The 10,426-nt window shown below is 65.3% G+C and carries 10 protein-coding genes and 4 tRNA genes; 8 read left to right on the plus strand and 6 right to left on the minus strand.

Features of this window, described 5'->3' with window-relative positions; genetic code table 11:
• From A0U87_RS20445 to A0U87_RS20455, 3 genes are read left to right on the plus strand one after another with little or no spacing between them, the layout of a single operon-like run.
• On the plus strand, nt 1-591 hold the full coding sequence (locus tag A0U87_RS20445; protein WP_234415607.1) for a nucleoside 2-deoxyribosyltransferase domain-containing protein: 591 nt from the start codon (nt 1-3) through the stop codon (nt 589-591).
• Nucleotides 592-633: 42 nt separating this feature from the next.
• On the plus strand, nt 634-1,140 hold the full coding sequence (locus A0U87_RS20450) for a membrane protein (RefSeq protein WP_048938427.1): 507 nt from the start codon (nt 634-636) through the stop codon (nt 1,138-1,140).
• Nucleotides 1,141-1,160: 20 nt separating this feature from the next.
• Nucleotides 1,161-2,102 (plus strand): glutaminase, encoded by a 942-nt coding sequence (locus A0U87_RS20455; RefSeq protein WP_048938428.1) that lies wholly within the window; start codon nt 1,161-1,163, stop codon nt 2,100-2,102.
• Nucleotides 2,103-2,361: 259 nt separating this feature from the next.
• Here the strand turns inward: A0U87_RS20455 and A0U87_RS20460 are convergent, their stop codons facing one another.
• Nucleotides 2,362-4,146, minus strand: a complete 1,785-nt coding sequence (locus tag A0U87_RS20460) for a cation:proton antiporter (protein WP_048938429.1) — start codon at nt 4,144-4,146, stop codon at nt 2,362-2,364.
• A 187-nt stretch (nt 4,147-4,333) separates the two neighbouring features.
• Here A0U87_RS20460 and A0U87_RS20465 point away from each other — a divergent pair, with 187 nt between their 5' ends.
• Nucleotides 4,334-4,633, plus strand: a complete 300-nt coding sequence (locus A0U87_RS20465; protein ID WP_234415606.1) for a hypothetical protein — start codon at nt 4,334-4,336, stop codon at nt 4,631-4,633.
• An 18-nt stretch (nt 4,634-4,651) separates the two neighbouring features.
• On the opposite strand, the gene A0U87_RS20470 is transcribed toward A0U87_RS20465, so the two are convergent.
• The 5 genes from A0U87_RS20470 to aroA all read right to left on the minus strand — a co-directional run bounded on the left by A0U87_RS20470 (nt 4,652) and on the right by aroA (nt 9,165).
• A tRNA-Leu gene (locus A0U87_RS20470) sits at nt 4,652-4,737 on the minus strand.
• A gap of 47 nt (nt 4,738-4,784) precedes the next feature.
• Nucleotides 4,785-5,075: an integration host factor subunit beta gene (locus tag A0U87_RS20475; RefSeq protein ID WP_004207675.1), complete on the minus strand. Its 291-nt coding sequence runs from the start codon at nt 5,073-5,075 to the stop codon at nt 4,785-4,787.
• Nucleotides 5,076-5,256: 181 nt separating this feature from the next.
• Nucleotides 5,257-6,969 (minus strand): 30S ribosomal protein S1, encoded by a 1,713-nt coding sequence (gene rpsA / locus A0U87_RS20480; RefSeq protein ID WP_004207674.1) that lies wholly within the window; start codon nt 6,967-6,969, stop codon nt 5,257-5,259.
• Between the two features lie 175 nt (nt 6,970-7,144).
• A complete protein-coding gene (locus A0U87_RS20485; protein ID WP_017500901.1) occupies nt 7,145-7,774 on the minus strand; it encodes a d(CMP) kinase in 630 nt (209 codons plus the stop codon).
• The gene (aroA, locus tag A0U87_RS20490) at nt 7,771-9,165 is read right to left on the minus strand and encodes a 3-phosphoshikimate 1-carboxyvinyltransferase (RefSeq protein WP_048938431.1); all 1,395 of its coding nucleotides are present in this window, start codon (nt 9,163-9,165) and stop codon (nt 7,771-7,773) included. Before aroA ends, A0U87_RS20485 begins: the two co-directional genes overlap by 4 nt.
• 146 nt (nt 9,166-9,311) lie before the next feature.
• Here aroA and A0U87_RS20495 point away from each other — a divergent pair, with 146 nt between their 5' ends.
• From A0U87_RS20495 to A0U87_RS20510, 4 genes are all read left to right on the plus strand, one after another.
• A complete protein-coding gene (locus tag A0U87_RS20495) occupies nt 9,312-9,650 on the plus strand; it encodes a TIGR02300 family protein (RefSeq protein WP_004207671.1) in 339 nt (112 codons plus the stop codon).
• Between the two features lie 88 nt (nt 9,651-9,738).
• Nucleotides 9,739-9,814: transfer RNA gene (locus A0U87_RS20500), tRNA-Ala, on the plus strand.
• A gap of 72 nt (nt 9,815-9,886) precedes the next feature.
• Nucleotides 9,887-9,962 (plus strand) — tRNA-Ala (locus A0U87_RS20505).
• A 70-nt stretch (nt 9,963-10,032) separates the two neighbouring features.
• A tRNA-Ala gene (locus tag A0U87_RS20510) sits at nt 10,033-10,108 on the plus strand.
• The last annotated feature ends 318 nt before the right edge of the window (nt 10,109-10,426 follow it).

Raw genomic sequence — 10,426 nt, forward strand, 5'->3', positions numbered from 1 at the left:
ATGGGGAGGCGCGCCGCCGGTGCGCCTTTCGTCCTTATGCTGCGCCTGATCCTCGCATCCTGTCTGCTCGCCCTGCCGATGACGGCGCGGGCGGGCGAGGCGGTGACCATCACCTCGCCCGCGCCGTTGCCGGCCGCGCATGATCGCGCGCGTCTGTTCCTGGGCGGCAGCATCGACATGGGCAAGGCGACCGACTGGCAGCGCGACATGATCGCGGCGCTGGCCGACGAGAAGGTGACGATCCTGAACCCGCGCCGGGCCGACTGGAACCCGGCCTGGAAGCCCGAAGCCAGCGATCCCCATTTCCGCCAACAGGTGGAGTGGGAACTGGCGGCGCTCGACAGCGCCGACATCATCATCCTCTATCTGGCGCCGGGCACGCAAAGCCCGGTCAGCCTGCTGGAAATGGGCCTGCATGCGCGCGGTGGAAAATTGGTCGTGCTGTGTCCCGACGGCTTCTGGCGCAAGGGCAATGTCGACATCACTGCCGCCCGCTATGGCGTAGAACAGGTGTCGACGATCGAGGAACTGACCGCCGTGGTCCGTCGGCGCATCGGCACGGTCAACACGGCGCTGTCCGCAGCCGATTGACCCGCCCCTGCGCGCCTGACAGGGTGCGGTTCAGGGGGATATATGGCCAGCATTGCAAGCACATCGTCGCAGCCCAAGGGGATTGCGCCCGACCGTTATGAACGCGTCCTGGCGGTGGCGTCCGTCATCCTGCTCGCCGTGGTGCTGACCGCGATCGGGCGGGGGCATGGGCAGTGGGGGCAGGTGCCGGGCCTCGTCTGGTTCCATCTGCTGACGATCCTGGTCGCGTTGGCGCTGACGCCGGTGATGCTGTTGCGGCAGCGCGGCGATGGGTGGCATCGCTGGCTGGGCTGGGTGTGGAGCGGCGCGCTGTTCCTGACCGCGCTCGACAGTTTCCTGCTGCACGGGCCGGGCAGCCGGTTCAGCATCATCCATATCCTGTCGATCTTCACCCTGATCCAGGTGCCGATCATCGTGCTGTCTGCGCGGCGCCATGACCTCAAGCGCCATCGCCGGTCGGTGCGCGGCATGGTGACGGGCGCGCTGCTGATCGCCGGCTTCTTCACCTTCCCGTTCGACCGGATGCTGGGCCACTGGCTGTTTGGCTGAGCCGGGCTTAAGAGGCTGCCATGGATCTGACAGCGTTGATCGACGATATCGTGGCCGCCATGGCCAGGGAGACGGAGCGGGGCACTGTCGCCAGCTATATCCCCGAACTGGCGAAGGTGGATGCCGGCCAGTTCGGGGTCGCCATCGCCACCGCCGACGGGCGGCTGTTGACCGGCGGCGACGCTGACACCGGCTTTTCGATCCAGTCCATTTCCAAGGTGTTCGCGCTGACGCTGGCGCTGGGCAAGGTCGGCGACCAGCTGTGGGACCGGGTCGGGCGTGAGCCGTCGGGCAATGCCTTCAACTCCATCGTCCAGCTGGAGCAGGAACATGGCATCCCGCGCAATCCCTTCATCAATGCCGGGGCGATCGTGGTGGCCGACGTCAATCTGGGCGGGCATCAGCCGCGCGTGGCGATCGGCGAGATGCTGCGCTTCGTCCGCTATCTGGCCGGCGACGACGCGATCCGCATCAATGAGGAGGTCGCCGCGTCGGAAACGGCGACCGGTTATCGCAACATGGCGCTCGCCAATTACATGCGCGCCTTCAACAATGTCCGCCACCCGGTCGATCTGGTGCTGGGCAGCTATTTCCATCAATGCGCGATCGAGATGAGTTGTCGGCAATTGGCGCTGGCGGGCCGATACCTGATGCTGGATGGACGCCATCCCGAGGGCGGACGGGTCGTGTCGACCAGCCGGGCACGGCGCATCAACGCGCTGATGCTGACCTGCGGCCATTATGATGCATCGGGCGATTTTGCGTTCCGGGTCGGCATTCCCGGCAAGTCGGGCGTGGGCGGCGGTATATTGGCGATCGTGCCGGGCCGCGCGGCGATCGCGGTCTGGTCGCCGGGCCTCAACGCCAGCGGCAACAGTGCGCTGGGCACCAAAGCGCTGGAGATGCTGGCGCGGCGGACCGGCTGGTCGGTGTTCAGCCCGCCCGAAGTGCATCAGGGCTGACGCGGCGACGCGACAGTCGAAGTTCACAGTGTCGTCAGCATGGATTTGGGCCATTTGCACCGGAAACGCGCCTGCCACGCGCCACCGACGCGACAGTGACGTAACAATCGGGTCACGGCCACGCACCTTCGACGCGACAGTGAAGCGACAGCCAGGCGACAGCGACGCGACAGTTGCGGTCGATATGGGGCGATGTCGTGCAGGCGTTTCATCGCGGAGGATAGAACAGAGATCAGCGCAATAGGAAAGGCTGATGCCCTCAGGGCACCTCGTCCTGGCGCAGGCGGCGCAGGCGGGGGGCGGACTGGAGTTGGGCGGCTTCCTTGATGCCGACGCGCAGATCCTCGCGCGCCTGGTGGATCGAGGCGATCACCGGTCCCATGGCGACGCCGAGGTCGACCAGCGCGGTTTCGGCCAGTTGCAGCGAGCTTTCGAGCGTTTCGGGCACGGCGTCGCTGGCGCCGGCCTTGTAGAGATGGGCGGCATGATCGGCGTCGCGGGCGCGGGCGATGATCGGCAGGTCGGGCACCCAGCCACGCACCCGCTTGGTGACGCGCACCGACAGGACCGGATCGTCCATCGTCAGGATAAGTGCGCGGGCATGGCCAAGGCGCAGGCGGTCGAGCATCTCCGCACGTGCGACGTCACCGAAGAGGATCGGATAGCCCAGGCGGCGGGCCTCGGCGACGACATCGGGATCGGATTCGACGACGATGAAGCGCTGGCCATGGGTCTTGAGCAGGTCGCAGACCATCTGGCCGACGCGGCCGAAACCGATGACGACGGCGGCCGCCTCGGTCTGGTCCGGTTCGCTCTCGACCCGTTCCTCGCCAATGGCATTTTCCAGCCGCTGGGCGATGTCATGGCCGAAGCGCGCGAGCAGCGGCGTGATGGTGAGGCCGATGGCGGTGACGATCTGCCAGAAGGCGGCGGTGGAGGGGAGGATCAGCTTGGCCGCGGCGGCCGCCGACAGCACGATCAGCGTGGTTTCCGATGGGCTGGACATCAGCACGCCGACTTCCAGCGCGACGCCTTTGCGCACGCCCGAGAAATAAAGAAGCAGGCCGGTGACCAATGTCTTGGCAACGACGACGCCCAGCACGGCCAGCAACAGGCTGGGCCAGTTGGCGAGGATGACGCGCAGGTCCAGGCTCATGCCCACGGTGATGAGGAAGACGCCGAGCGCCAGCCCCTTGAACGGCGCGGTCATCACCTCGACCTCGCCATGATAGTCGGTCTCCGCGATCAGCAGGCCCGCGAGCAGGGCGCCGACGATCGGCGACAGGCCGGCGATCGAGGTGGCGAGGCTGGAGAGGATGACGACCAGCAGGCTGGCGGCGAGGAAGACTTCCGGGCTCTTGGTGCGTGCCGCCTGACGGAAGATATGGGGCAGGAAGATGCGGCCGAAGACCAGCATCACCGCGATGGTGAGGCCGCCCTTGAGCAGGGTGGTCGCCAGTTCGTTCCAGGCCGCGTCGGGGCTGGTCGCGACCGATGGCGCCAGCGCGCCGAGCATGAAGATGATCGGCACCAGCGCCAGATCCTCGAACAGCAGCATCGAGAAGGCGGAGCGGCCGACCGCGCTCTGGGTGCCGACCATCGGCAGCACCACGGCGGTGGAGGACAGGGCAAGGGCAAGGCCGAGGCCGATCGCGCCGGCGGTCGGCTGTCCCAGCAGATAGAGGCCCATGGCAATGAGCGCGGCGCTGCCCAGCAATTCGGTCGCGCCGACGCCGAACACCTGGGCGCGCATGCTCCACAATCGCCGGAAGCTCAGTTCCAGACCTATGGAGAAGAGCAATAATATGACGCCCAATTCGGCAAATGGCTCAATCGCCGCCCGGTTGGAGATGGTGACATGATAGAGCCAGGGATATTGGCCGACCAGCGAGCCAAGTCCTGCCGGACCGACGGCAAGTCCCACCAGGATGAAACCGATGACGGGACTGATGCGGAAGCGGGCGAAACCGGGAATGACCAGGCCCGCAGCCCCCAGGATGACGAGGGAGTCGCTGAAGCTTTGCGGATTGATTGCATCGGTCATGAGGCATCATTGCGGGTGACGCACGGAAATGCCAGCCTTTTGCCAAAAGAATTCCGGGCAAATTGCCGGGCACAGGCGGGTGCGGGATGATATGACATTTGCGTTACCGGCCTGTAATTTTCCGGACATCCCGGTGCAAAATCGGCGGCGCTAGAAGGGCGGTCGGATTTGCTATGGACGAATGGTGATGGGAATGATGGCTGCGCCGCTGCAAGATGCGCCGATCAGCGCCGGGGATATCCTGATCTGGGCAAGGGTCGAACAGGCCCTGGCCGGCAAGAATGCCGCCCTTGCGGCGCAGATCAATGCCCGCGCATGCGGCCGCAGCATGAGCCCCATCGCCGATGTCGAGATTGCGTCCGAACTGGCACGGATGGAAGAGGGGCAACTGGTCAGGCTGTGGCTGGGCGCCGACGATCCCGAACATCCGACCCGCCGGGAAATGCTGGCGCTCGATCGCCTGGCGCTGATCAGCGCCGATTTCTGATTGTCGAGAAAAGCCGCCTGGTGCGGACGATGGGACTTGAACCCATATTCCCAGGGGGAGGCGGATTTTAAGTCCGCTGCGTCTACCGATTTCGCCACGTCCGCGCTGCGCCTTCCCCTGAAGGCTCAGGCGCGGCAGGTCAAGGGGCTGATCAGTCGGCGGCCTTGCCGTTCAGCCGTTCGCGCATTTCCTTGCCCGGCTTGAAATAGGGCACGCGCTTGGCCGAGACCGGCACCTGTTCGCCGGTGCGGGGATTGCGGCCGGTGCGGGCATCGCGGGCTCGGGTGGTGAAGGCGCCGAAACCGCGCAGTTCGACCCGGCCGCCGCTCGACAGGCGATCGACAATCTCGCGGAAGAAAAGATCGACGATCCTTTCCACTTCCTGCAGGCTGAGGCCCGGATTTTCTTCGCCGAGTTTCTGGATCAGTTCAGAACGGATCATAGTTCCTCCAGCACCCCTAATTTCCCCTGCCGACATTTATAAACAATTGGAAAGCTGTTGACAATCGGGGAGCAATGAAATCGTTTCGATAGGGCAAGGAAGTGGTGGAAGGGCATGAAAAAGCCCGCCGGAACATGGGTTCCGGCGGGCTTTTCTTTGCCTGTTGGCAGGAAGGAAGGGATTAGCCTTCGTTCTTGGCCTTGAGCGCTTCGCCCAGGATGTCGCCCAGCGACGCGCCGCTGTCCGACGATCCATACTGTGCAACAGCCTGCTTTTCTTCGGCAATCTGCATTGCCTTGACCGAGAAGGTCGGCTTCTTGGCGCGGTCGAAACCGGTCACCATGGCGTCGAACTTCTGACCGATCTGGAAGCGTTCCGAACGCTGTTCGTCGCGGTCGCGGCCCAGGTCGCTGCGCTTGATGAAGCCGGTGGCGCCATCTTCGCCAGCCTGGACTTCCAGGCCGCCGTCGCGAACTTCCAGAACGGTCACGGTGACGATCGCGTTCTTGTTCAGGCCAGCAGCAGCGGCGGTGGTGCCGCCAGCGGCCGGACCGCCACGCTCAAGCTGCTTCATGCCGAGGCTGATGCGCTCCTTCTCGACGTCGATGTCGAGAACGACGGCCTGAACCGTCTCGCCCTTGCGGTGCAGCGCCAGCGCGTCTTCGCCCGAGATGCCCCAGGCGATGTCCGACATGTGGACCATGCCGTCGACGTCGCCGTCCAGGCCGATGAACAGGCCGAATTCGGTCGCGTTCTTGACTTCGCCTTCGACGGTCGAGCCGATCGGGTGACGTTCTGCGAACGAATCCCACGGGTTCGACTGGGCCTGCTTGAGGCCGAGCGAGATGCGGCGCTTCTCGGGATCGACTTCGAGAACGATGACTTCCACTTCCTGGCTCGTCGAAACGATCTTGCCGGGGTGGACGTTCTTCTTGGTCCAGGACATTTCCGAAACATGGACCAGGCCTTCGATGCCCGGCTCCAGTTCGACGAACGCACCATATTCGGTGATGTTCGTGACGCGGCCCGACAGCTTTGCACCGACCGGGTACTTGGCGGCGGCGCCTTCCCACGGATCATTTTCCAGCTGCTTCATGCCGAGGCTGATGCGCTGGGTTTCGCGGTTGATGCGGATGATCTGGACACGGACGGTGTCGCCGATGTTGATCATCTCGTTCGGGTGGTTGATGCGCTTGTACGACAGGTCGGTGACGTGCAGCAGGCCATCGATGCCGCCCAGGTCAACGAACGCACCATAGTCGGTGATGTTCTTGACGACGCCTTCGATGATCTGGCCTTCGGCCAGGGTCTGGATCAGGCCCGAGCGCTGTTCGGCGCGGGTTTCTTCCAGGATGGCGCGACGCGACACGACGATGTTGCCACGACGGCGATCCATCTTGAGGATCTGGAAGGGCTGCGGGATGTCCATGAGCGGGGTGACGTCGCGAACCGGGCGGATGTCGACCTGCGAGCCGGGCAGGAAGGCGACGGCGCCGTCGAGGTCGACGGTGAAGCCACCCTTGACGCGGCCGAAGATGACGCCTTCGACGCGGGCGCTTTCGGTGAACTCGGCTTCGAGCTTGTCCCAGGCGGCTTCGCGGCGAGCGCGGTCGCGCGACAGCATGGCTTCGCCATGGGCGTTTTCGACGCGGTCGACATAGACTTCGACTTCGTCGCCGACCTTGAGGTCAGCCTTCTGGCCGGGAGCGGCGAACTCGCGCAGCGGTACGCGGCCTTCCGACTTCAGGCCGACGTCGATCAGCGCCATGTCGTTTTCGATGCCGGTGACGGTGCCCTTTACGACGCGGCCTTCAAAGCCGCCGTCTTCGCCACCGAGAGAATCATTGAGAAGCGCGGCGAAATCGTCGCGCGAGGGGAATGCCGTAGAGGCCATGGTTGGTCCTTCACTCATCATTGCTGGCCAATCGGTTGTGTCCGATGGTCTTTGGCCAAACCACGCATGCGGCCGAATACCGCCTGCGTATCCAAGGGGTTGGGCGTTGGAACGCCAAGCCTGGAAAAGCGAAAAGGGCGCCCGGAATTTCCGCGCGCCTTATCGGGTCACACGCCTACGGGCGACCTTCAAGCTGGGCGTCCACAAGCGCGATGGCCCTCTGGACGGCGGCGTCTATAGTCAAATTGCTGGTATCTAGCAAGTCGGCGCCATCGGCCACCTTGAGCGGGGCATGGTCGCGGCTCATGTCGCGGGTGTCACGCGCCTGGATATCGGCGATCAGGCTGTCCATGTCGGGCGCGCCGCCATGGGCCTCAGCATCCTTGAAGCGGCGTTCGGCGCGGACATGGACGCTGGCGGTGACGAAGATCTTGGCGTCGGCATCCGGCGCGATCACGGTGCCGATGTCGCGCCCGTCGAGGATGGCGCCGCCCGGCTGGGTGGCGAAGTCGCGCTGGCGCTGGACCAGTGCGTCGCGCACGCTCTGATGCACCGATACGCGCGAGGCGAGGCTGCCAACCGCTTCGCTGCGCAGCGCCGGATCGGCCAGGATGGCGTCGTCAAAGCCGCAGGCGGCCAGCGCGTCGGCCTGATGATCCGGGTCGCCGCCATTCTTCAGCACGGACAGGCCCACGGCGCGATAGAGCAGGCCGGTGTCGAGCACCGGCAGGCCATAATGGCGCCCCAGCGCCTTGGCGATCGTGCCCTTGCCCGATGCGGCGGGCCCATCGACGGCGATGATCATGCGATGGCTCCCAGCGTCTGGAGCAGGGTGGTGAAGGTCGGGAAGCTGGTCGCGACCGGGCGCATGTCGTCGATGGTGACGCCATCGCGCGAGACCAGGCCGGCGACCGCGAAGCTCATGGCGATGCGGTGATCGAGCCTGGTGGCGATCGGGCCGCCGCCGGGCAGGGGCTGGCCGCCGCTGCCCTCGATGATGAGGCCGTCCTCCAGTTCCTCGACCGTAACGCCGATCGCGCGCAGGCCGGTGGCCATGGTGGCGATGCGGTCCGATTCCTTGACGCGCAGTTCATCGAGGCCACGGAAGATGCTGCGGCCATGCGCGAACGCGGCCGCGACGAAGGCGACGGGATATTCGTCGATCATGCTGGGCGCGCGGGCGGGGTCGGGCTCGACGCCGTTCAGGGCGGAGGCGGTGACGACCAGGTCGCCGACCGGCTCGCCGCCGACTTCGCGGGCGTTGATGATCTCGATCGACCCGCCCATTTCGCGCAGCAGGTCGATCAGGCCGGCGCGGGTGGCATTGAGGCCGACATTGGCGATCGTCACCTGCGATCCCGGCACCAGCAGTGCCGCGACCATCGGGAAGGCGGCCGACGAGGGGTCGCCGGGCACGACGATATTCTGCGGCTTGAGTTCGGCCTCGCCCTTGAGCGTGATGATGCGGGTGCCGTCGGCCTGGACCTCGACCTCAAGGTCGGCTCCGAAGCCCCTGAGCATGCGTTCGCTATGGTCGCGGGTCGGGATCGGCTCGACCACGCGGGTGATGCCGGGCGTGTTGAGGCCGGCGAGCAGGATCGCCGACTTCACCTGGGCTGAGGCGACTGGCAGGGTGTAGTCGAGCGGCACGGCCGGGCAGGCGCCGGTCATGGTCAGCGGCAGGCGATCACCGGGGCTGGCGGTGAAGCTGGCGCCGACGCGGGAGAGCGGTTCGGTGACGCGCGCCATCGGGCGCTTGCTGAGGGATGCGTCGCCGACGAAGGTGGCGGTGATGCCATGGCTGGCGACCAGGCCCATCAGCAGGCGGGTCGAGGTGCCGCTATTGCCCATGTCGAGCGCTTCCTGCGGCTGGAGCAGGCCGCCGACGCCGACGCCATGAATATGCCAGATGCCGTCATCGTCACGGCGGATGTCGGCGCCCATGGCGCGCCCACCGCCGCCATCGGCGGCGGATACTTTGGTAATTTTCGCGCCCATGGCGCGAAGGGCGGCCGCGGTGGCCAGCACATCCTCGCCCTCCAGCAGGCCTTCGACCCGGCTTTCGCCCACGGCCAGGGCGGACAGCATCAGCGAACGGTGGGAAATGCTCTTGTCGCCCGGAACCGCGACGCTGCCGGACAGGGCAGGGGCGGCGGTGAAGGTCATCGGGCTGGGTTGGTCATTATGGCTGGTCACGGGGTATCCATCATCTTGGAACCGAAAAAATGCGCCCGGCTTTTGACAGCGCGGTTTCGCTATGGCAAGGCGCCCGACGTTTCGTGGCCGACTTCCGTTGTGCCGCGTGATTTCTGTTTGAGCATCGAAGAAGGAACAGGCCGGACATGGTGAAGGCTGAATGGGGCACGAAGCGGACCTGCCCGAAATGCGCGACTCGCTTCTATGACCTGGGCAAGGACGACCCGGTGACCTGCATCAACTGCGGCGCCGCCTGGGAGCCCGAACCGGTGCTGAAGTCGAAGCAGCCGCTGCCCTATGAAGAGGCCGCGCCCAAGAAGGTCGTGGAAACGGCCGATGGCGAGCTGGAGACGGCGGACGATGATCTGGACATTGATCTGGACGTCGATGATGACGGCGATTCGCCGGATAATGACGTCGATCTGGGCGGCGATGACGACCTGGGCGTCGATGCCGGCAACGATGACGGCGACGACGACAATTAAGTGAAAATTCTGCTTGCCAACGGGATCGCCTGATCCTAGAGGCAGCGACCTCCGAGGCGCCGGACCCAACGGCGCCTCAAGATGGTACGGGGCCTTAGCTCAGCTGGGAGAGCGCCTGCATGGCATGCAGGAGGTCAGCGGTTCGATCCCGCTAGGCTCCACCAATTTTTTCGGCCGACGGCTTGTGCCGGACATGGTTTGATCCATTCGGGACGCGGTTCGCGCCGTATCAGGATGGGGCCTTAGCTCAGCTGGGAGAGCGCCTGCATGGCATGCAGGAGGTCAGCGGTTCGATCCCGCTAGGCTCCACCAATTTTTCGGCCGACGGCTTGTGCCGGACATGGTCTGATCCATCGGGACGCGGCTTGCGCCGTATCAGGATGGGGCCTTAGCTCAGCTGGGAGAGCGCCTGCATGGCATGCAGGAGGTCAGCGGTTCGATCCCGCTAGGCTCCACCATTTTTCTTCACATAGCATCATGCACACGCAACCCATGGGATTGCGTTGATGGCCTTCGGATTCGGTCGGGCTGGCTGCGGTGTCGTATCGAGAGGGGGCGCCCCTCCGTCTGGCCTACGGCCAGTTCAAGGGAGACACGGGTCTCCCTTGAACTCCCCTTGCAGGGGAGGATGGTCTGGAAGCGACCAGAAGCAGACGTTTCCTACTCCCCTCCCTTCCAGGGAGGGGCCGGGGGTGGGTGCGCCGCGTAGCGGCGGTCTACGGTCGATAGGGCAGAAGCTCGCTACGCTCGCAACCCACCCCAACCCCTCCCTGGAA

The sequence above is a fragment of the Sphingobium sp. MP9-4 genome, from assembly GCF_005281675.1.
GTDB classification, from domain to species: Bacteria; Pseudomonadota; Alphaproteobacteria; order Sphingomonadales; family Sphingomonadaceae; genus Sphingobium; species Sphingobium yanoikuyae.

Coding starts and splice junctions, on each gene's coding strand:
- A0U87_RS20485 (WP_017500901.1), bottom strand. CDS start 7,774: ATGATCATCGCCGTCGATGGGCCCGCCGCATCGGGCAAGGGCACGATC.
- A0U87_RS20445 (WP_234415607.1), top strand. CDS start 1: ATGGGGAGGCGCGCCGCCGGTGCGCCTTTCGTCCTTATGCTGCGCCTG.
- A0U87_RS20465 (WP_234415606.1), top strand. CDS start 4,334: ATGGGAATGATGGCTGCGCCGCTGCAAGATGCGCCGATCAGCGCCGGG.
- A0U87_RS20455 (WP_048938428.1), top strand. CDS start 1,161: ATGGATCTGACAGCGTTGATCGACGATATCGTGGCCGCCATGGCCAGG.
- A0U87_RS20460 (WP_048938429.1), bottom strand. CDS start 4,146: ATGACCGATGCAATCAATCCGCAAAGCTTCAGCGACTCCCTCGTCATC.
- A0U87_RS20450 (WP_048938427.1), top strand. CDS start 634: ATGGCCAGCATTGCAAGCACATCGTCGCAGCCCAAGGGGATTGCGCCC.
- A0U87_RS20495 (WP_004207671.1), top strand. CDS start 9,312: ATGGTGAAGGCTGAATGGGGCACGAAGCGGACCTGCCCGAAATGCGCG.
- rpsA (WP_004207674.1), bottom strand. CDS start 6,969: ATGGCCTCTACGGCATTCCCCTCGCGCGACGATTTCGCCGCGCTTCTC.
- A0U87_RS20475 (WP_004207675.1), bottom strand. CDS start 5,075: ATGATCCGTTCTGAACTGATCCAGAAACTCGGCGAAGAAAATCCGGGC.